21 protein-coding genes and 1 pseudogene are annotated in these 19,150 nt (G+C 63.6%); 15 read left to right on the top strand and 7 right to left on the bottom strand.

Annotation, left to right across the window (positions count from 1 at the left end):
• Positions 1-15 precede the first annotated feature (15 nt).
• The 3 genes from V1279_RS00960 (at position 16) to V1279_RS00970 (ending at position 3,754) form a co-directional block, all read left to right on the top strand.
• Positions 16-1,386 (top strand): glutamate--cysteine ligase, encoded by a 1,371-nt coding sequence (locus V1279_RS00960; protein ID WP_334431661.1) that lies wholly within the window; start codon positions 16-18, stop codon positions 1,384-1,386.
• Positions 1,387-1,591: 205 nt separating this feature from the next.
• Positions 1,592-2,149 carry a PAN domain-containing protein gene (locus V1279_RS00965; RefSeq protein ID WP_442894714.1) on the top strand — a complete coding sequence of 186 codons (558 nt, stop codon included), beginning with the start codon at positions 1,592-1,594 and terminating at the stop codon, positions 2,147-2,149.
• Between the two features lie 261 nt (positions 2,150-2,410).
• The gene (locus V1279_RS00970; protein WP_334431663.1) at positions 2,411-3,754 is read left to right on the top strand and encodes an IS5 family transposase; all 1,344 of its coding nucleotides are present in this window, start codon (positions 2,411-2,413) and stop codon (positions 3,752-3,754) included.
• A gap of 23 nt (positions 3,755-3,777) precedes the next feature.
• On the opposite strand, the gene V1279_RS00975 is transcribed toward V1279_RS00970, so the two are convergent.
• The 5 genes from V1279_RS00975 to V1279_RS00995 all read right to left on the bottom strand — a co-directional run bounded on the left by V1279_RS00975 (position 3,778) and on the right by V1279_RS00995 (position 7,669).
• The gene (locus V1279_RS00975; protein ID WP_334431665.1) at positions 3,778-4,344 is read right to left on the bottom strand and encodes a nucleotidyltransferase family protein; all 567 of its coding nucleotides are present in this window, start codon (positions 4,342-4,344) and stop codon (positions 3,778-3,780) included.
• 136 nt (positions 4,345-4,480) lie between these two features.
• Positions 4,481-4,822, bottom strand: coding sequence for an MmcQ/YjbR family DNA-binding protein (locus V1279_RS00980; protein ID WP_334431667.1), 342 nt, complete (start codon positions 4,820-4,822; stop codon positions 4,481-4,483).
• A gap of 123 nt (positions 4,823-4,945) precedes the next feature.
• Positions 4,946-5,734, bottom strand: a complete 789-nt coding sequence (lepB, locus tag V1279_RS00985) for a signal peptidase I (protein ID WP_334431669.1) — start codon at positions 5,732-5,734, stop codon at positions 4,946-4,948.
• Positions 5,731-7,158, bottom strand: coding sequence for a metalloprotease TldD (gene tldD, locus V1279_RS00990; protein WP_334431671.1), 1,428 nt, complete (start codon positions 7,156-7,158; stop codon positions 5,731-5,733). Before tldD ends, lepB begins: the two co-directional genes overlap by 4 nt.
• A gap of 196 nt (positions 7,159-7,354) precedes the next feature.
• Entirely contained in the window at positions 7,355-7,669 is a 315-nt protein-coding gene (locus tag V1279_RS00995; protein WP_442894715.1) for a winged helix-turn-helix transcriptional regulator, read from the bottom strand.
• A 223-nt stretch (positions 7,670-7,892) separates the two neighbouring features.
• On the opposite strand from V1279_RS00995, the gene V1279_RS01000 reads away from it, so the two are divergent.
• From V1279_RS01000 to V1279_RS01010, 3 genes are read left to right on the top strand one after another with little or no spacing between them, the layout of a single operon-like run.
• A complete protein-coding gene (locus tag V1279_RS01000) occupies positions 7,893-8,285 on the top strand; it encodes a DoxX family protein (RefSeq protein ID WP_334431675.1) in 393 nt (130 codons plus the stop codon).
• 10 nt (positions 8,286-8,295) lie between these two features.
• A complete protein-coding gene (locus tag V1279_RS01005; RefSeq protein ID WP_334431676.1) occupies positions 8,296-8,796 on the top strand; it encodes a DsrE family protein in 501 nt (166 codons plus the stop codon).
• A 50-nt stretch (positions 8,797-8,846) separates the two neighbouring features.
• The gene (locus tag V1279_RS01010) at positions 8,847-9,461 is read left to right on the top strand and encodes a TlpA family protein disulfide reductase (protein WP_334431677.1); all 615 of its coding nucleotides are present in this window, start codon (positions 8,847-8,849) and stop codon (positions 9,459-9,461) included.
• 35 nt (positions 9,462-9,496) lie between these two features.
• Here the strand turns inward: V1279_RS01010 and V1279_RS01015 are convergent, their stop codons facing one another.
• On the bottom strand, positions 9,497-10,021 hold the full coding sequence (locus tag V1279_RS01015) for an invasion associated locus B family protein (RefSeq protein ID WP_442894866.1): 525 nt from the start codon (positions 10,019-10,021) through the stop codon (positions 9,497-9,499).
• 560 nt (positions 10,022-10,581) lie between these two features.
• Between V1279_RS01015 and coxB the strand changes: the two genes are divergently transcribed.
• From coxB to V1279_RS01060, 9 genes and pseudogenes are all read left to right on the top strand, one after another.
• Positions 10,582-11,418, top strand: coding sequence for a cytochrome c oxidase subunit II (gene coxB, locus V1279_RS01020; protein WP_334431680.1), 837 nt, complete (start codon positions 10,582-10,584; stop codon positions 11,416-11,418).
• Positions 11,419-11,499: 81 nt separating this feature from the next.
• Positions 11,500-13,132: pseudogene (gene ctaD / locus V1279_RS01025) on the top strand (cytochrome c oxidase subunit I).
• Between the two features lie 59 nt (positions 13,133-13,191).
• Positions 13,192-14,151 (top strand): heme o synthase, encoded by a 960-nt coding sequence (locus V1279_RS01030; RefSeq protein ID WP_334431682.1) that lies wholly within the window; start codon positions 13,192-13,194, stop codon positions 14,149-14,151.
• An 18-nt stretch (positions 14,152-14,169) separates the two neighbouring features.
• Positions 14,170-14,334, top strand: coding sequence for a CoxF protein (locus V1279_RS01035; RefSeq protein WP_334431684.1), 165 nt, complete (start codon positions 14,170-14,172; stop codon positions 14,332-14,334).
• Positions 14,335-14,339: 5 nt separating this feature from the next.
• Complete coding sequence (locus V1279_RS01040; protein WP_334431686.1) at positions 14,340-14,984, top strand: cytochrome c oxidase assembly protein; 645 nt, start codon at positions 14,340-14,342, stop codon at positions 14,982-14,984.
• A 119-nt stretch (positions 14,985-15,103) separates the two neighbouring features.
• Positions 15,104-15,994: a cytochrome c oxidase subunit 3 gene (locus V1279_RS01045; RefSeq protein WP_334431689.1), complete on the top strand. Its 891-nt coding sequence runs from the start codon at positions 15,104-15,106 to the stop codon at positions 15,992-15,994.
• A 66-nt stretch (positions 15,995-16,060) separates the two neighbouring features.
• Positions 16,061-16,450 (top strand): DUF983 domain-containing protein, encoded by a 390-nt coding sequence (locus V1279_RS01050; protein WP_334431691.1) that lies wholly within the window; start codon positions 16,061-16,063, stop codon positions 16,448-16,450.
• Complete coding sequence (locus tag V1279_RS01055; protein ID WP_334431694.1) at positions 16,447-17,214, top strand: SURF1 family protein; 768 nt, start codon at positions 16,447-16,449, stop codon at positions 17,212-17,214. Before V1279_RS01050 ends, V1279_RS01055 begins: the two co-directional genes overlap by 4 nt.
• Before the next feature lie 211 nt (positions 17,215-17,425).
• Positions 17,426-17,773, top strand: coding sequence for a nuclear transport factor 2 family protein (locus V1279_RS01060; protein WP_442894716.1), 348 nt, complete (start codon positions 17,426-17,428; stop codon positions 17,771-17,773).
• Positions 17,774-17,790: 17 nt separating this feature from the next.
• Here V1279_RS01060 and V1279_RS01065 read toward each other — a convergent pair whose 3' ends face one another.
• Entirely contained in the window at positions 17,791-19,143 is a 1,353-nt protein-coding gene (locus V1279_RS01065; RefSeq protein ID WP_334431696.1) for a histidine kinase, read from the bottom strand.
• Positions 19,144-19,150: the final 7 nt, after the last annotated feature.

Raw genomic sequence — 19,150 nt, forward strand, 5'->3', positions numbered from 1 at the left:
TATCCGGATTTTTTCATGGCGCGTGACCAGATCGATATGACGCCGCTGCAATCGCGTGACGAACTCGTCGCGTGGCTCGAAGCCGGCATCAAGCCGCCGTCCGAGTTCCGCATCGGCACCGAGCACGAGAAGACCCCGTTCACGCTGGAGGGCCGTCAGCCCGTGCCGTACGAGGGCGCGCGCGGCATCGGCGCGCTGCTCGAGGGGATGCAGCTCCTGCTTGGCTGGGAGCCGATCATGGAGCGCGGCAACATCATCGGGCTCTACGACGTCACCGGGGGCGGCGCGATTTCGCTGGAGCCGGGCGGCCAGTTTGAGCTGTCCGGTGCGCCGGTCGAAAACGTGCACCAGACCCAGTCCGAGCTGATGGCGCATCTGGCGCAGGTGCGCGAGATCGCGACGCCCTTGGGGATCGGCTTTCTCGGGCTCGGCATGACGCCGTCCTGGTCGCGGGAGCAGATTCCGGTGATGCCCAAGGGCCGCTACAAGATCATGACCAACTACATGCCGAAGGTCGGCCAGTACGGCATCGACATGATGTACCGGACCTGTACGGTGCAGACCAATCTCGACTTCTCCTCGGAAGCCGACATGGTCAAGAAGCTGCGCGTGTCGATCGCGCTGCAGCCGGTGGCGACCGCCTTGTTTGCCAATTCGCCGTTCACGGAAGGCAAGCCCAATGGCTTCCTGTCGTTCCGATCCGAGATCTGGCGCGACACCGACAATGCGCGCTCAGGCATGCTGCCGTGGGTGTTCGAGGACGGCATGGGATTCGAGCGCTGGGTCGACTACGCGCTCGACGTGCCCATGTATTTCGTCAAGCGCGGCGACACCTATATCGATGTCGCCGGCTCGTCGTTCCGCGCCTTCTTCGAGGGCCGCAACAACTCGCTTCCCGGCGAGCGTCCGACGTTGTCGGACTGGGCCAACCATTTGTCGACGATTTTCCCGGAAGTCCGCCTGAAGCGTTATCTGGAAATGCGCGGCGCCGATGGCGTGCCGTGGGGCCGGCTGCCGGCGCTGCCGGCGTTCTGGGTCGGCCTGCTGTATGACGACGAAAGCCTGAACGCGGCCTGGGATCTGGTCAGCCACTGGACCGCGCAGGAGCGTCAGGCATTGCGCGACGACGTGCCGCGCTTCGGCTTCAAGGCCAGGATCAAGGACCGTTATTTGTTCGAAATCGCCAAGGAGTGCCTGAAGCTGTCGCATGCCGGCTTGCGGCGGCGCAACCGCGCCGATCATTCCGGCCGCGACGAGAGCCGCCACCTCGAACCGCTGGAGCGCATCCTCGAATCGGGCCGCACGCCGGCGGAAGAGATGCTGGACAAATTCAACGGCGAGTGGGGTGGTTCCGTGGAGCCCGTCTATCAGGAATACGCGTTTTAATTTAACGGGTTGCCTAACCTTTGGGCCGTTCATCCACCGTACAGGTTGATGGCGCTCAAATGACGGTTGGATGAAGCATGATCTCCGCGCAAACGCGAAAAACGCGTTGCGCGGAGATCATGCTCGAACCAATGGGCTGGGGCGGGACGACTTTTCGAAGGAAAGCCATCCCGCGCTGGAAACGCGTACTCGAAAGCAACCGCGCATGGGGACTGTTCGCCTGCTCAGGGCGTGTATGGTGACGCTCGCCTTTTTGGCGGCGGCCGTATGCGCGCGCCCGGCGCTGGCGCAGGCCAAATTCGACCGCCCTGGCGGCGACTATCTCAGCGCCCCCGTGATCTCGGGCGATCCGGCGGAATGCGCGCTGGTGTGCGAGCGCGACCGGCGCTGCCGCGCCTGGAGCTTCAACTATCCGACCGACCTCGCCAACGGTGCGGTGTGCTGGCTCAAGAGCAACGTTCCGGCGCGGGTGCAGAGCGGCGATTGCTGCGTCTCCGGCGTGCGCGGCGCCGGCGTGGTCGAACGGCGCAACGATACCATCGAAACCTCGATCGACCGCTACGGCGGCGACTACAAGAGCTTCGACCTCAAGAGCAGCGATGGTGACGACGCCTGCAAGGCCGCCTGTGCCGCCGACAACAAATGCCGCGCCTGGACCTACGCGCGGCCGGGCTATGCCGGCAAAGAGGCGCACTGCTTCCTGAAGAAAGACATCAAGCCGCCGCGGCGGAAGGCGGGGTTTACGTCGGGCGTGGTGCGGTGACGTGTAGAACGTAGCCCGGACGGAGCGAAGCGCAATCCGGGGGACTGTCTCAACTGCAACACTGTCCCGGATTTCGCTGCGCTCCATCCGGGCTGCGGCTTCATTCGTCGTCCGTGAAGAATTCCCAAACCGTTGATTTGGAATCCAGAAACGGCATTTTGCGGTAACGGCATTTGCCGGAAAGTTGGCCTTTGGAACGTGATTCCTTGCAAACTTGATTTGTGATTCACTCGCCGTGAACGGCGTTGGCGAGGGGATTCGATGCGACCACGGGAGCGGAGCGAGACGGGAGAACAGGACCTTTTCCGCTCCCGGCTTGATCAGATCATCGACATGAAGCATCCGCTGGTGACGCTGGGGCGGACGGTGGATTGGGGGTTCCTGGAGGAGCGGTTCGGCGAGGTTTACACCGATGATCCCGGCCGGCCACCGCTGCCGACGCGCCTGATGGCGGGGCTGGCGATCCTCAAGCACACCTACGACCTGTCCGACGAGGTGCTGTGCGAGCGGTGGGTCGAGAACCCCTATTACCAATACTTCTGCGGCGAAGAGTTCTTCCAGCACCGGCTGGTGTTCGATCGCTCGTCGCTGACGCGCTGGCGCAACCGGATGGGCGAGGAGCGGCTGGCTGCGCTAATCCAGGAGAGCCTGTCGGTTGCCACCAGGACCAAGGCGATCAAGCCGTCCGAGCTGTCGCGGGTGATCGTCGACACCACGGTTCAGCCCAAGAACGTGACGTTCCCCACCGATGCGAGGCTTCTGAACCGGGCGCGCGAGAAGCTGGTGCGGCTGGCGAAGCGTCACGGGGTGGCTTTGCGCCAGTCCTATGCGCGGGTGGGCAAGTTCGCCCTGATCCAGCATCAGCGCTATGCCCACGCCAAGCAGTTCAAGCGCGCCAACAGGATGCTCAAGAAGCTGCGCACCTGTCTCGGCCGCGTGATCCGCGACATTGGCCGCAAGATCGAGGGTAACGGCGTGCTCGAAATGGCGTTCGCAAAGCTGCTGGCGCTGGCGCGTCGCGTGCGCGAGCAGAAGCAGCATCAGCGCGGACCGAAGGTCTATTCCCTGCACGCGCCGGAGGTCGAATGCATCGGCAAAGGCAAGGCTCATCGGCCTTACGAGTTCGGCGTCAAAGTCTCCGTCGCCACCACGATCGGCCACGCCAAGGGTGGCCAGTTCGTCACCCATGTGAAGTCGCTGCCCGGCAATCCCTATGACGGCCATACGCTGGCAAACGTGATCCCGGACATGGAGGCGCTCATCGGCAACATCATCGCGCGCCTCCTCGCCGACAAGGGATACCGCGGCCACAATGCGCCACCCGATTACAAGTTCAGGGTCTTCCTCTCCGGCCAGAAGCGAGGGGTGACGCCGAAGATCAAGCGCGAACTGCGCCGCAGGGCCGCAGTCGAACCCGTCATCGGCCATCTCAAAGCCGAGCACCGCATGGGCCGCAATTATCTCTGGTTCCGTCGCGGCGACGCCGCCAACGCCGTCCTCGCCGCCGCCGGCTACAACTTCCGCCGTCTCATCCGCTGGCTCAGGCTCTTGCTGCGCCTGTTCCTGACCACACTCTTCCTCAGCCCGCTGAATAATCCGGCGTGAAATCGGTCTTCTTCACGGACGACTCATTCCGCCGGCAACACCGTAATCTCCGGCCACAGCGCCTTCCATCGCGCCGCCTTCGCTTCGTAATTCGCCGCCGAAAAATTCGCGCCGGGATTGGGCCGCACGATCAGGGCGGCGACATCGTCGTAGCCATTCGGCGCGTAGACCTCGTAAGCCTCGCGCGTGCGGCGGATTCCGATCTGCGTGTTCTTCGTCAGAAACCGGTCGATGCCTTGCGTCGAGCAACGCAGCGGCGGATAGGGCAGGTCATGTTTCTCGGGGTACCAAAGATGAACGCGCGCCTGGTTGCGCGCCTCGACCTTGATCCCGCGTGTGGCGAAACGCGTCTCCAGCGTGCGGATCACGGCGTCCTCCGCTTCCCACGACGTATCGGGATCGAAATAGAACACGTCGTAATCGTTGATGCCGTAATCGACCGCGCGCTTGGTCAGCACGTTCCACACCGTCTGCACCAGGCATCCGGAGACCAGCCACGCATCCGGCAGCGCCAGCCGAAACAGTTCCTCGGCAATGATTTCGTTGGCGGGATTTTGCAAGGCGGCAGTGAGGAATTGGTCTCGGTTCATTGTACTGCCGTAGGGTGGGCAAAGCGACTTGTCCGCCGTAGCTCAACGAGCAAAGGCGGAAGCGTGCCCACCACTTCTCCGATCGTGGAAACATGGTGGGCACGGCGCAAACGCGCATTTGCCCACCCTACGAGTTCTACGATATTGCGTCGAATTCCTTCACCGCCTTCTTCGACGCCAGCGTGCGCCACTGCCGGCGCAGCAACGGCTCGACGGTGGCGCGGCTGGCTTTCGACAGACGGATCAGCACGATCGGATAATCGCGGTAGTGATCGGTGAAGTAAAACAGCTTCGGCTGGCTTTCCACCAGCATCTCGCGCTCGTCCCTTGGCACGCCCGGCATCACCAGGCTGTCGCCGTCTTCCTTCAGCCGAGCCAGCAACTTCTTGCGCATCTTCAGGGCCGGCGTGCCGTAGGAGGTGCCGTCCGCAACCTCAGGCCAGCCCAGCGCGATTTTTCTGACGTCGTCGAAGGTCATGCGGTCGCGCGCCCCCTTTTCGTCATGCCCGGGCTTGTCCCGGCCATCCACGTCTTAACGGTGCGCCGGCAAGTAAGACGTGGATGGCCGGGACAAGCCCGGCCATGACGGAGAAGGACGGTCTCAATGCACCGAGGTAAAAAACCGCGCCAACCGAAAACCTGACAGCCAGGTCCACACCGGCTGGCTGCGCATGCCGAGATCCCACGAGCCGACCACGGCATCGGCCCGGCCGATCAGATTGTCGATCGGCAGCAATCCCACGCCGCCGTCGCGCACCGCGACGCGGCTGTCGGCGGAATTGTCCCGGTTGTCGCCGAGCACGAACAGTTGGCCCGGCGGCACCGTCACCTCGGGCGTGTTGTCGAGCCTTCCATTGTCGCGCATCTTGAAGATCGCGTGGCTGACGCCGTTCGGCAGCGTCTCGATGAAGCGATAGGCCCGGTCGGTGTTGCCGCGATCGTCTTCCGCTTCGCCCATGCCGTCCGGCTTCAACACAGCCGCATGGTCGTTGATGAAGAGCTGGCCCTGACGCAACTGGATGCGGTCGCCCGGCAATCCCACCACGCGCTTGACCCAGGCTTGCGAGCGGTCGCCCGGCCAGCGGAACACGACGACATCGCCGCGCTTGGGCGTGTCGCCGAACACGCGGCCGGTTTCCGGCAGCGTGATCTGGATCGGCAGCGACGCTGCGCCGTAGCCGTAAGGAAATTTCGAGGCGAGCAGCGCGTCGCCGATCAACAGCGTCGGCTCCATCGAGCCGGACGGCACGTAAAACGGCTCGGCCAGCGCGCCCTTGGCAACGAACACGACGGCCACGATCGCGGCGAGCTGCACGGCCTGCGCGCGCCAGCTCACAGGCTTGCCGATCGAGCCTTCCTTCCGGTCATCAGCCACCTTCTCCTCGCTCATGAGCCGGTTCCTCCGACCGTGATCTTTTCCATCCGCAGCGTCGGCTGGCCGACGCCAACAGGAACGCCCTGGCCGTTCTTGCCGCAGGTGCCGATGCCGGTATCCAGCGCCAGATCGTTGCCGACCATGGTGATCCGATGCAGGTCGGTCGGCCCGTTGCCGATCAGCATCGCGCCCTTCAGCGGCGCACCGAGCTTGCCGTTTTCGATTTTGTAGGCCTCGGTGCACTGGAATACGTATTTGCCGGAGGTGATGTCGACCTGGCCGCCGCCGAAATTCGCGGCGTAGATGCCGTTCTTCACCGACGCCAGAATTTCCGCCGGGTCGTGTTGGCCCGCCAGCATGTAGGTGTTGGTCATGCGCGGCATCGGCACATGGGCATGGCTCTGGCGGCGGCCATTGCCGGTCGGCTTCATGTTCATCAGCCGCGCGTTCTGGCGGTCCTGCATGTAGCCGACCAGGATGCCGTCCTCGATCAGCACGGTGCGGTTGGTCGGCGTGCCCTCGTCGTCAATTGAGAGAGAGCCACGCCGCGAGGCCATGGTGCCGTCGTCGACGACGGTGACGCCCTTGGCCGCGACCTGCTTGCCCATCAATCCTGCGAACGCCGAGGTCTGCTTGCGATTGAAGTCGCCTTCGAGGCCGTGACCGACAGCTTCATGCAGCATCACGCCGGGCCAGCCGGCGCCCAGCACCACGTCCATTTCGCCGGCGGGAGCGGGGATCGATTCGAGATTGACCAGCGCCTCGCGGATCGCGCCGTCGGCGGCCTCGCGCCACGCCTTGGTCTCGATGAAGCGCGCATAGCCCTCGCGGCCGCCATAGCCCTTGCTGCCGCTCTCCTGGCGATCGCCTTGGCCCGCGACCACGGAAATATTGACCCGCACCAGCGGGCGGATGTCGCGATAGCTCTCGCCGTCAGGGCGGAGGATTTCCACCACCTGCCAGGTGGCCCCCAAACTGATGGAGGCCTGCCGCACCCGCGGGTCCTTGTCGCGCACATAGGCGTCGATCTCAGCCAGCAGTTTTACCTTGGCCTCAAACCCCGGCGCATCCAGCGGATTGTCGTCGCCATAGAGCCGCACATTGGTGTGCGCTGGCGCGGCGGCAAAATTGCCGGTGTAGCCACCGCGCACGGCCGCCACCGCATCCGCCGCGCGGATCAGCGCCGGCAAAGATACATCGGAGGAATGCGCATAGCCGACCGCGTCATCCTTCACCGCGCGCAGGCCAAAGCCCTGCGAGGTGTCGTAGGTGGCCTGCTTCAGCCGGCCGTTGTCGAAGCCGAGCGCTTCGGTCTGGCCGTATTCCAGAAACAGCTCGCCATCGTCGGCCCCCTCAAGCCCCCGCGCGATCTCGCGTCTGGTGGCATCGCGGTCAAGATTGGCGCGGTCGAGCAGGGAGGTGGTGGCGGGATTGGTCATGCAGGCTCCGATTCAGCGTAAATGCTTCGTCGTCCCTGCGAACGCAGGGACCCATAACCACAAGCGCCAGTATTGTAAGCGCAGACGTGCGGCGAGTTCACATTACAACACGGACATCTGTGGTTATGGGTCCCTGCGTTCGCGAGGACGACGACGGCTCAAAGATAGTCATGACCGCAACGAAAGGGGAGGCCCCTCACGGCAGCTTGTCATCCGCTTTGCCGGCAGCGTCCGCACCGGGCTCCGGCCTGGCGTGAGCATTGGCCCAGCGGAACAGTTCGTCGAATACCGGTCGCAACGCCCGGGCCGCCGGGGTCATCTCGTATTCCACGCGTGGCGGCACTTCGGGAAACACCGTGCGCTTTACCAGGCCCTCGCTTTCGAGGTCGCGGAGTTGGGTTGTCAGCATGTGCTGAGTCACTTCGGGGATGGCGCGCCGCAATTGGCCAAAGCGCTGCTTGCCGTCAACAAGCTGCCAGAGGATTTCGCCCTTCCACTTGCCTGAGAGCAAGCGAAGCGCCCGATGCAACTGCGCTCTGGCCCGTTCGGAGGGGCATTCTTGCTCTTCATTCTCATTAGTCTGCTTTTTCATACTACCCCAGAAAAATCATCCTACTTGTCAATTTCATCTTAGTCCCGAATTTTGGGTTTGACAGCCCCTCAGGGGGCTCCACCGCAAACGGCACTAACGGCACTTCTGTCCACCGCCGCTTCACCATTCCAGGAGCTTCTCGATGTCGACGATTGTTGCGCCTACCAGACCGTACTGGAGCTCTGTCGCCCTGTGGGGCGTCAGGGGATTGCTTGCGCTCGCCTTTGTGGCGGCCGGCGGTGCGAAACTCTACGGCGTTCCCATGCTGGTGGAAGAGTTCCAGCACATCGGGCTCGGGCAATGGTTTCGCTATGTCACCGGCGGTCTCGAAATCCTGGGCGCGATCCTGCTGCTCTTGCCGCAGAAAGCCGCCCTCGGCGCGCTGCTGCTGATCTGCATCATGATCGGCGCGGTGATCACCCATTTATTCGTCATCGGTGGCTCGCCGGTGCCGGCCATTGTTCTGCTGGCGCTGAATGCTGTGGTCGCCTATGCGGAGCGCGGCCAGGTCGCATTGCTTGTCGAGACCTCGTGAGGCTGCTGCGATGCGCTTTACTCGCCGTAGGTTGACGATTGCCGTCGGGCTGATCCTGGCCTTCGTGGTGCCGCTAACCGTGACTCTGTTGCTGACAGGATCGGAGGCCGCGGTCTCAAAGCCGCAGACGAAGCCCGCGGTTCAGGTGCATCGGCTGGTGCTGCCAATCAATACCGATGATCCCACCACGATGAGGGCGCTGATCTCGACCTCGCTCAACCTTCCGAAGTACTATCAGGAGCGGAACGAAGCGTTCACGATCGAAGTCGTCGCCTACAATGCCGGCGTTCACATGCTCCGCGCCGACACTTCACCGGTGAAGGACATGCTGCGTGTATTAAGGGCGGTCAATTCGAACATCCGCTTCGTGGTCTGCGAGGCGACCAAGCTTGGCATGGAGCGCCAGGAGGGGCATCCGATCACGCTGATCGACAACGTCGATCTTGTGCCGAGCGGACCCGGGCGCATCATTGAATTGCAGGAAGCCGGCTGGTCCTACATCCGGTCGTGACAAATCGATCAGACCTGCATGGACCAGATCTGCACAGCGGAGCATCCGATATGACGTCGCATCGCAGGCCGAACCGCCGCACCGTCGTCGCCGGCATGATGGGGGCGGCCGCCGCGCTCGCGATGCCGGCGTTGCCGGGGCGCGCGCGGGCCGGTGGGCCTCCGCCGTTCGCAACGGCCAGGCATCAGTTCACGGAGGTGCGCGGCGCGCGCCCGGTCCCGGCGGTGTCAATCCCGCGCCTCGGCGGAGGTGCGCTCGATCTGGCGTCCTTCCGAGGCAAGGCGGTGCTCGTCAATTTCTGGGCGACCTGGTGCCCGGCCTGTCGCACTGAACTGCCGATACTGGATCGGCTCGCAGGAAACGGCCGCGCCGACCTCGCGGTCATTGCTATCGCGACCGATCGCGATCGATCGCTGGTCTCGCCCTTCGTCAAAAAACTGAAGCTTCGCCACCTCGCGATCGGTTTTGATCCCGGCGGACTGGTGGCGCGTGCCGGTGCAAGCGACGGCATCGACACGCCGTTCGCGCTTTACGGCATGCCGATTTCCTTCGTGCTCGGCGTCACCGGGCAAGTCGAAGGCTACATCACCGGTGAAGCGGATTGGCTCTCGCAGGAGGCGGGCCGATTGTTCGATTACTACGCCAGCGCCGGCGCGGGTGATTAAGACGAAACCCGGCTTTTGAGGCTAGCGCCGGCCCCTCATGGCAGCTTGTCATACCCCTCGCCGAGCCCGTTCAGGCTGAGCGGAAAGCCGATGCCTTCTTCCGGCGTCTCAAAAATAATAAAAGTCGCGGTTTTGGCCGACCTGAGCTGCCCGAGCAGCTTCTCGTCCATCACCACCTCGGCCACGCAGCCATTGGGCAGGCAGCGGACAAAACCGGCGCGGCCGACGTCCTGGTTGTCGAGCTTCAGGCCAAGCCCGGAGGGTAGCAGCACGCCGAGCGGCGCCACCACCCGCATCAGCTTGCTCTTCTGGTCGGCCGTCTTGAGCACGATCACGGTGAGACCGGCGTTGGAGCGGTCCTCGGCTACCACGCTCTGGATCAGGGCGCATTGCTCGCCTTGCGCGCCCGGCGGGGTGTCGCAGCGGATCTGCCAGTCGCCATGGACCGAGCGCACGGCACCTTGCGCGCTGGCCGCCTGGGTCAGGCCGAACAGGAATGCCGCGGCGAGCAGGCCGCCGAACCAGCGGGCCGGTTCCTGACCAAATCCCGTCTGACGCATTCCCGCCTGATGTTTCGAACGCCCCATCCGGGTCGATCCTCTTACCATTTCCGGCGGTGCCGGCGATATTTCCGTCAGGCCGGCACCACATTGTAACTGGGCTTACCGGACTGATACGCAATGACGGCGCCTTGAAGGCGGTCCCGCAGCCGGTCCGCGCCGTCCAAGGACCGTCGGAGCCCTACGCGAATCAGGTCGCTCGGGAGCGCCGTGACTGTGCCTACATCCGGCAATTGGGGTGTCAAGCGGCGAAGCCTTGCAAAACGGCCGGTTTTTGCTGATTTGCCGGGAAAATCTGACATCCGGCGATTAGCAGGTGACGCATGGCGTTGCGCCCTACTACTGCATTGCGAGAGCCTTGGAATTATGGTTTGAGAGGCTGGATTTCGACGCGTTCTAACGATCTGGCCCAAGGTACTGTAGCAATGCTGTTGCAGGTACTTTTGAAGGTGTACTTCCAAAAGTACCTCCGGTAGGCCGTTTGTGAGGGCGGATCGTGCGGCATTCCCGGCCATTCGGCGGGAGTGCTTTGGGGACTTATTCAAGGGAGCGCGAGCGGCATGAAGATGTCGAGTGGCCAGATGGGCCGGCGGTTGCTGGGGTTGACGGTAGCGGGCATGGCGCTCGCAGCCGGCGGGACGGCTTTTGGGGCGCAGCCCAAGCCGTGGGAAATCACGCTACAGGAAGCCGCCACGCCCGTGATGGAAAACATCATCAGCTTCCACAACCTGCTGCTGGTGATCATCACGCTGATCACCCTGTTCGTGCTGGCGCTTTTGATCATCGTGGTGGTGAAGTTCAACGCCAAGGCCAATCCGGTCCCCTCCAGGACTACCCACCACACGCTGATCGAGGTGGCCTGGACGCTGATCCCGGTGCTGATCCTGGTCGCGATTGCGGTGCCGTCGTTCCGCCTCCTGTTCCAGCAGCTCGACATTCCCAAGGCCGACCTGACGGTGAAGGTCACCGGCAAGCAGTGGTACTGGAGCTACGCCTATCCGGATAACGGCAAGTTCGAGTTCGATTCGCTGATGGCGCAGGACAAGCAGCCGCGCCTGCTCGGCGTCGACAACGAGATGGTGGTGCCGGTCGACAAGGTGGTCCGCGTCCAGACCACCGGCGCTGACGTCATTCACGCGTTCGCGGTGCCGTCGTTCGGCATCAAGATCGACTCGGTCCCCGGCCGCCTGAACGAGACCTGGTTCAAGGCGACCAAGGTTGGCATGTATTACGGCCAGTGCTCCGAACTGTGCGGCAAGGATCACGCCTTCATGCCGATCGCGGTGAAGGTGGTGACCGATCAGGAATTCGCGGCCTGGGTTGAGGCGGCGAAGAAGAAATATGCGACCAACCCGGCGAACACGTTCGCTTCGGCTGGTGGCCAGGCCGCGCAGTAAGGCGCGGCCAGGGACAAGCAAGGGACAAGGGCGACGGGACCTGAAAAGGTCCGAAAAGGGACTGCAAGGCAGGATTTTAAAATGGCAACGACCGCAGCGACACACCACGATCACGCCCAAGGACACGGACATGATGACCACGCCCATGCCAATCCGACCGGATGGCGGCGCTGGGTCTATTCGACGAACCATAAGGACATCGGCACGATGTACCTTATCTTCGCGATCTTCGCGGGTGTCATCGGGGCTGCGATGTCTATCGCGATCCGCATCGAGCTGATGTATCCCGGCGTCCAGTTCTTCCACGAATCCCACACCTACAATGTGTTCGTGACCTCGCACGGCCTGATCATGATCTTCTTCATGGTGATGCCGGCGATGATCGGCGGCTTCGGCAACTGGTTCGTGCCGCTGATGATCGGCGCGCCCGACATGGCGTTCCCGCGCATGAACAACATCTCGTTCTGGCTGCTGCCGGCCTCCTTCGCGCTGCTGTTGATGTCGACCTTCGTCGAGGGCGAGCCGGGCGCCAACGGCGTCGGCGCGGGCTGGACCATCTACGCGCCACTATCCACCTCGGGCCATCCGGGACCGGCGGTGGACTTCGCGATTCTGTCGCTGCATCTGGCCGGCGCCTCCTCGATCCTCGGCGCCATCAACTTCATCACCACGATCTTCAACATGCGCGCGCCGGGCATGACCCTGCACAAGATGCCGCTGTTCGTCTGGTCGATCCTGGTGACGGTGTTCCTGCTCTTGTTGTCGCTGCCGGTGCTCGCCGGCGCCATCACCATGCTGCTCACCGACCGCAATTTCGGCACCACCTTCTTCTCCGCCGACGGCGGCGGCGATCCGGTGCTGTTCCAGCATCTATTCTGGTTCTTCGGTCATCCCGAAGTGTACATCCTGATCCTGCCCGGCTTCGGCATGGTCAGCCAGATCGTCTCGACCTTCTCGAAGAAGCCCGTGTTCGGCTATCTCGGCATGGCCTACGCCATGGTCGCGATCGGCGGCATCGGCTTCGTGGTGTGGGCGCACCACATGTACACCGTCGGCATGTCGTCGGCGACGCAGGCCTATTTCGTCGCCGCCACCATGGTGATCGCGGTCCCGACCGGCGTGAAGATCTTCTCCTGGATCGCCACGATGTGGGGCGGCTCGATCGAGTTCAAGACGCCGATGCTGTGGGCGATCGGCTTCATCTTCCTGTTCACGCTCGGCGGCGTCACCGGCGTCGTGCTGGCCAATGCCGGCGTCGATCGCGTGCTGCAGGATACCTACTACGTGGTCGCGCACTTCCACTACGTGCTGTCGCTCGGCGCCGTGTTCGCGATCTTCGCCGGCTGGTACTACTGGTTCCCGAAAATGTCGGGCTACATGTACTCGGAAACCATCGGCAAACTGCACTTCTGGTTCACCTTCGTCGGCGTGAATCTCGTGTTCTTCCCGCAGCACTTCCTTGGCCTGTCGGGCATGCCGCGCCGCTACGTCGACTATCCGGACGCATTTGCGGGCTGGAACCTGGTGTCCTCGCTCGGCTCCTACGTTTCGGGCTTCGGCGTGCTGATCTTCATCTACGGCGTGGTCAACGCCTTCATGCGCAAGCAGGCGGCCGAAAACAATCCGTGGGGCGCTGGCGCCACCACGCTGGAATGGACGCTGACGTCGCCGCCCGCCGTTCCACCAGTTCGAAGTGCTGCCGCGCGTGCAGTAAGGCAAACCGCGGCGCGCTCTCAAGGAAGGCGCGCCGCACTTTAGGAAAACGAGTCCATCGTGTCGGTTGTCGATCACCACGCCGTCGAGCTTGGCCCTCGGATTTCCGAGGCCGAGGTCGGCGACTACATCGCGCTGCTGAAGCCGCGGGTGATGTCGCTGGTGATCTTCACCGCGCTCGTCGGCCTCGTGATCGCGCCCGGCCACGTCCATCCGATCCTGGCATTTACCTCGATCCTCTGCATTGCAGTCGGCGCCGGCGCCTCGGGCGCGCTGAACATGGCCCTGGAAGGCGACATCGACGCCAAGATGACGCGCACCGCCAACCGGCCGATCCCGCGTGGACGCATTACCCAGCCCGAAGCAATGGCGTTCGGTCTGACGCTGGCGTTCTTCTCGGTGATAACGCTAGGCACCCTCGTCAACTGGCTGGCCGGCGGACTGCTGGCGTTCACTATCTTCTTCTACGTGGTGATCTACACCATGTGGCTGAAGCGCTGGACCGCGCAGAACATCGTGATCGGTGGCGCCGCGGGCGCGCTGCCGCCGGTGGTGGCGTGGGCTGCGGCCACCGGCTCGCTGTCGATGGAGCCGGTGCTGCTGTTCCTGATCATCTTCTTCTGGACCCCGCCGCATTTCTGGGCGCTGGCGCTGTTCCGTAGCGACGACTATGCGCGGGCCGGGATCCCGATGCTTCCCGTGGTCGCCGGGCCCGATGCGACGCGGCTGCAGATCCTGCTCTACACGGTCGTGCTGGTCGCGACCGCCGTTGCGCCCTGGCCGCTCGGCTATTTCGACGCGGTCTACGGCGTCACCTCGCTGGCGCTCGGCGCCGGCATGATGGCGCTTGCGATCAACGTCTATCGCCGTCGCGAAGGCAAGGCAGCGCTGCGCGCCACGCGCCGGCTGTTTGCCTTTTCGATCTTTTATCTGTTCGCGCTGTTTGCGACCCTCCTGCTCGAGGTCGTTGTCCGCGCCGTCGCCCCCGCGATCGGCGCCATCGCATCAGCGATCGGGTAGGGGGCGCATGGGACGCGAATGGACGACGAGCAGAAGCCAGATGGAATCGTCCTCACCGAGGCGCAGAAGAGAAGCCGCCGTCATCGCTCGGTCGCCATTGCGCTCGCGCTCGCCGTGCTGGTCGTGCTGTTTTTCGCGGTCACCATGGTCAAGGGGCCGGGCGTCCTCGTCCGTCCGATGTGATTGAGATGAAAAACCAGCCGCAGACGCACGAGGGAACGGCGGGAAGCGACAGGGTCGCTTCGCGTCGTACCCTGACGCGCGATGCGATCGTGGCCTCGATCTGCGGCTTCGTCGTAGTGTTCATGGTCGGCGCGTCCTACGCCGCCGTGCCCTTCTACAACTGGTTCTGCCGCGCCACCGGTTTCAACGGCACCACCCAGGTCGCGACGTCGGCGCCGTCAGACGCGCCGCTGGCGCGCAAGATCGCGGTGCGATTTGACGCCAATGTCGGCCCCGGCCTGCCCTGGAAATTCGAACCCGAGCAGAACGAGATCGAGGTCCGGATCGGCGAAGTCGTCACCGTATTCTACACCGTGACCAACCAGGCCGCGCGCGCCACCGTAGGCGTTGCGGCCTACAACGTCGCGCCGCTGACGGTTGGCGCCTATTTCCAGAAGATCAACTGCTTCTGCTTCACCGAACAGACCATGGGCCCGGGCGAGAAGCGCGAGATGCCCGTGGTGTTCTATGTCGATCCGCAGCTTGCCAAAGACAGCGAGAACGACACCCTGAAGACCATTACGCTATCCTATACCTTCTATCCCGTGCGCGATCCGGCGCCGAAGCCGCTTGCGGCCGGCGAACAGGACAAGCGCAGAGGAAACTTGTAACGCGAAACTTGTGACGAGAAACCTGTGACCGCCGGATTCCGTATCTAACGGGATTTCGGCTTTGAAATTTGAGACGAATATGTGCCGAAGGGAACGGCACATCTAACGGAGAGACCGCAATGGCTACGGCGCACGCGAAGCACCACGACTACCACCTTGTCGATCCGAGTCCGTGGCCGGTGGTCGGCTCGATCTCGGCCTTCATCATGGCAGTGGGCGCGATCGCCTGGATGCACAAGATGTTCGCCGGCGCACCGGTCGTTTTCGGCATCGGCACCATCGGCGTGCTCTACACCATGGCGAGCTGGTGGGGCGACGTGATCCGCGAAGCCCAGTACAAGGGCGACCACACCCGCGTCGTGCAGATCAGCCACCGCTACGGCATGATCCTGTTCATCGCCTCCGAGGTGATGTTCTTCGTCGCCTGGTTCTGGGCCTTCTTCAATTCCGCGCTGTTCCCCGCCGACGCGGTCCACGCCACCCGCGACGCGGTGTTCGGCTGCGGTCCGGGAACGGCGATGGGCGCCTGCAGCGTGCCGGGCACCTGGCCGCCGAAGGGCATCGAGACCTTCGACCCCTGGCATCTGCCGCTGCTCAACACGCTGATTCTGCTGACCTCGGGCACGACGGTCACCTGGGCGCATCACGCGCTGCTCGAGAACGACCGTCAGGGCCTGAAGTACGGCCTGATCCTCACCGTGCTGTTAGGGGCCGCCTTCACCGGCGTGCAGGCCTATGAATACGCCCACGCCACGTTCGGCTTCTCCGGCAACATCTACGGCGCGACCTTCTTCATGGCGACCGGCTTCCACGGCTTCCACGTCCTGGTCGGCACCGTGTTCCTGCTGGTCTGCCTGATCCGCGCTTATGCGGGCCACTTCACCCCGAAGCAGCACCTCGGCTTCGAATTCGCCGCCTGGTACTGGCACTTCGTCGACGTGGTGTGGCTGTTCCTGTTCATCTGCATCTATGTCTGGTTCCGTGGTGCGGGACCGGTGGCCGGGCACTGATACAGGCTTGACGTGCTACAAGGGGCGGTCAGAAGGACCGCCCCTTTTTCTTTGCAAAGCGAGGCCATGACAGATAACGCGGCACCCACCCTCACCCAGAGCGCACTCCGCGGCATCGCATGCCGCTGCCCGCGTTGCGGAAAGGGCAAGCTCTATGCGGGCTTCCTCGACCTGCGCCCGAATTGCGAAGCGTGCGGGCTCGACTATGCCTTCATCGACGCCGGCGACGGGCCAGCGATCTTCATCATCATGCTGGCAGGCGCCATCGTCGTCACCGCGGCCCTGATCGTTGAAATCAAGTATCAGCCGCCGTTCTGGCTGCATGCGGCGCTCTGGCTGCCGCTGATCCTCGCGACCACGCTGCTGCCGCTGCGCTCGATGAAGTCGCTTCTGATCGCGCTACAATTTCATCACAAGGCGGCGCCCGGCCGGCTGATCGACCGCGAGCCGAAATGACCGGCCTGCTGTCGCGGCGGCCGGCGGTTACCGGTTTTGCCATCTTCACACTTGTCATGGTGGTGGCCTTCGCGGGCCTTGGAATCTGGCAACTGCAGCGCCGGGCCGAGAAGCACGCGCTGATCGCCTTGCTGAACGAGCGGCTCGGCGCCGCGCCCGAGGCGTTGCCGGCGTCGTCGCAATGGAGTTCGCTGACGCCGGCCAGGGACGAATTCCGCCGCATCAGCTTTAGCGCCACCTACGCGCCGTTGCCGGACGCGATGGTCTATAGCGCGGGCTCCGCGGTCCGCGACGACGTCTCCGGCCCCGGCACCTGGGCCTTCCTGCCGGCCCGTCTCGCCGATGGCAACACCATCGTGGTCAACACTGGTTTCGTGCAGAACACGATGCAGGACCGCGCCCAGCAGGATCGCGCCGTGAGACGGCTCATCACCGGTGACCCCGTGCAGCTCAGCGGCTACCTCCGTTTTCCCGAAAGCGCGGGAACGCTGACGCCGCCGGAGAGCGTGGCAAAACGGCTCTGGTTCACCCGCGATCATCTCGCCATGTCCCGTGTGCTCGGCTGGGTCGAGGGCGGCAAGACTGTTGCGCCGTTCTACGTCGACCTGGAAACGCCCGCGCCCGAAAGCGGCATTCCGAAGCCAGGCCCGCTCTCCGTGCATCTCAAGGACGATCACCTGCAATATGCCATCACCTGGTTCACGCTGGCATTTGCGGTCGTCATCGCCTTCGGTGTGTGGTGGCGCGGGCAGCGACGCGGCTAAAGTTCCGTCCCCGTATTCAACCGGACTAGCTTGTCGGAACCTTTGTTCCGCACAATCGTTTGAGTTCCACGGTGCGTTCCGGACAATAGGCCGTTCAGTGTCCATTCACGACGATAGCCATATTCCGTCACCCGCGTCAGCGCCCGGGGCAGGATGTGGCGACGCGGATGGGATCGTGGAATTGGCGTATGATTTCGATCAGATAGGCTTGGTGGTGGACTGGCTGGACGCGTGCCGGAATCGCGACCTGACGACATTGCTCGACCTCTATGCCGACGACGCGATGCTCGAATGCCGCTGCGGCGGGGTCAAGGTCAGCGAAGGCCGCGCCGCGCTCGAATCCTATTGGCGGCCGCGCCTCGATGCGCTCGCGCCCACCGCATTCGGGCTGGAAGAAATCACGCCGACCGCCGAAGGCGTCGTGCTCGATTATCTGAGCAACGAAGGCGAGCCGGTCCGTATCGCGTTCATCTTTTCGCGTGACGGCAAGATCCAGCGGGCCGCCTGCGCGCCCACGGGGCCGGCGTTGCGTCAGGAGGTTGCCGGCGTTGCGGACTAGGTTGGCTGATCATTAGCCTAGCTCGGTTTTGCGCCTCGCGCATGTGCGGCGGAATCTCCGGCCGGAAGACGGCAACGCACGCTGGTGCGACCTTCTTCGCGCAGCAGTTCAAGTGTCCCGCTCAGCGCGCGAACGCGCTCCAGCATTCCCGTCAATCCCCGGCCGAACATCCGATCCGCCGGAAAGCCTATGCCGTCATCGGATACTTCCACGATCACCTCGCGGTCGTTGATCCCTGCCGCGACATGCATCGCGTTCGCCCTGGCATGACGAAGCACGTTTGTCACCGCCTCCTGGATCACGCGATAGATCGTCTGCGACAGCAGGCCGTCGACCTCGTTCAGCGTCGTGTCGATCTTTGACGTCACTTTGAGGTCAGCCGCTTGCGCCTTCACGTTCTGCAGCAGCGTCTGGATGCTCCTCTCCAGGCCGAGCTCCTGAATGTAGAGCGGCCGCAGCCGGTCGAGGATGCGGCGGTTCGCCTGCTGCAATGTTTCGACCGACTGCAGAATGCCCTCGGCGGCGCTACTCAACTCGGCCTGGCCGGAGGGAATCGATTCCAGCAGCGCCACCGTGTTGGCGCGGATCCCGAACAACAGCGGCCCGAGCTCGTCATGAAGCTCGCGCGCCATATCCTGCCGCTCGTCGTCCTGCAGCGACACGATCCGGCGCAGCAGGCTGCGGTTATCCTGGCTCAGGCGATTGAGGGTGCGGGCGAGTTCGTTGGCTTCCTGCGCGCTCCTGCGGATCTCGGGCGGACCGCCGGGAGGAATCGGCTGTTCGTATTCGCCCGTTCGCATTCGGGTCAGGCCGTCGCCCAGATTTTGCAGCGGCCGCAATGCGGAGCGCGCGGTGAAATGGGCTATGATCCCCGTCAACAGCATCAGGGTAATTCCGGAGCAGACGATCGCGAGAAATCCGATCCACTTCTCGTAGATGTCGGCGGACATGTCGGGCGCAAATACAATGTCGCCGACTTGCTTTCCCTCGATCATCACGGGGAAGGCGGCTTTGAATTCGGGTGTGGCGATGAGACGGACGAACCAGTCAGGCATCGTTCCCAGGGGGGTCTGCACCTCGGGAGGATGGACATCGAGGTCGGTCCCGAGGCGTCGAAACCGGATTGTCTCGGAGCCTCCCAGCGATTGCACGAACGCTTCCAGCGTCGCTTGCGGATTGGTGGAGGTCCGAAGCGCACCGTTGAGCGCCGCCGCAACCGCTCTGGCCGAGCGAGCGGCCGGCTCGGTTTCTTCCATAAGTTGCGCCGTGGCAAAGATCTGGAGCGAAACGCCGCCGGCCAGCAGAGCGGCCACGAACATCAGGCCGAGCGGCAGCAATAATCGCGTTCGAAGAGAAAGCCTTGCCCACATTTTGGTT

The sequence above is a fragment of the Bradyrhizobium sp. AZCC 1610 genome (genome assembly GCF_036924515.1).
Taxonomy (GTDB): domain Bacteria; phylum Pseudomonadota; class Alphaproteobacteria; order Rhizobiales; family Xanthobacteraceae; genus Bradyrhizobium.

What these genes read in the sequence shown, in the direction of transcription:
- V1279_RS00960 (WP_334431661.1), top strand. Translation starts at nt 16, where the DNA reads ATGGCGCGTGACCAGATCGATATGACGCCGCTGCAATCGCGTGACGAA.
- V1279_RS00965 (WP_442894714.1), top strand. Translation starts at nt 1,592, where the DNA reads ATGGGGACTGTTCGCCTGCTCAGGGCGTGTATGGTGACGCTCGCCTTT.
- V1279_RS00970 (WP_334431663.1), top strand. Translation starts at nt 2,411, where the DNA reads ATGCGACCACGGGAGCGGAGCGAGACGGGAGAACAGGACCTTTTCCGC.
- V1279_RS00975 (WP_334431665.1), bottom strand. Translation starts at nt 4,344, where the DNA reads ATGAACCGAGACCAATTCCTCACTGCCGCCTTGCAAAATCCCGCCAAC.
- V1279_RS00980 (WP_334431667.1), bottom strand. Translation starts at nt 4,822, where the DNA reads ATGACCTTCGACGACGTCAGAAAAATCGCGCTGGGCTGGCCTGAGGTT.
- lepB (WP_334431669.1), bottom strand. Translation starts at nt 5,734, where the DNA reads ATGAGCGAGGAGAAGGTGGCTGATGACCGGAAGGAAGGCTCGATCGGC.
- tldD (WP_334431671.1), bottom strand. Translation starts at nt 7,158, where the DNA reads ATGACCAATCCCGCCACCACCTCCCTGCTCGACCGCGCCAATCTTGAC.
- V1279_RS01000 (WP_334431675.1), top strand. Translation starts at nt 7,893, where the DNA reads ATGTCGACGATTGTTGCGCCTACCAGACCGTACTGGAGCTCTGTCGCC.
- V1279_RS01005 (WP_334431676.1), top strand. Translation starts at nt 8,296, where the DNA reads ATGCGCTTTACTCGCCGTAGGTTGACGATTGCCGTCGGGCTGATCCTG.
- V1279_RS01010 (WP_334431677.1), top strand. Translation starts at nt 8,847, where the DNA reads ATGACGTCGCATCGCAGGCCGAACCGCCGCACCGTCGTCGCCGGCATG.
- V1279_RS01015 (WP_442894866.1), bottom strand. Translation starts at nt 10,021, where the DNA reads ATGCGTCAGACGGGATTTGGTCAGGAACCGGCCCGCTGGTTCGGCGGC.
- coxB (WP_334431680.1), top strand. Translation starts at nt 10,582, where the DNA reads ATGAAGATGTCGAGTGGCCAGATGGGCCGGCGGTTGCTGGGGTTGACG.
- V1279_RS01035 (WP_334431684.1), top strand. Translation starts at nt 14,170, where the DNA reads ATGGACGACGAGCAGAAGCCAGATGGAATCGTCCTCACCGAGGCGCAG.
- V1279_RS01040 (WP_334431686.1), top strand. Translation starts at nt 14,340, where the DNA reads ATGAAAAACCAGCCGCAGACGCACGAGGGAACGGCGGGAAGCGACAGG.
- V1279_RS01045 (WP_334431689.1), top strand. Translation starts at nt 15,104, where the DNA reads ATGGCTACGGCGCACGCGAAGCACCACGACTACCACCTTGTCGATCCG.
- V1279_RS01050 (WP_334431691.1), top strand. Translation starts at nt 16,061, where the DNA reads ATGACAGATAACGCGGCACCCACCCTCACCCAGAGCGCACTCCGCGGC.
- V1279_RS01055 (WP_334431694.1), top strand. Translation starts at nt 16,447, where the DNA reads ATGACCGGCCTGCTGTCGCGGCGGCCGGCGGTTACCGGTTTTGCCATC.
- V1279_RS01065 (WP_334431696.1), bottom strand. Translation starts at nt 19,143, where the DNA reads ATGTGGGCAAGGCTTTCTCTTCGAACGCGATTATTGCTGCCGCTCGGC.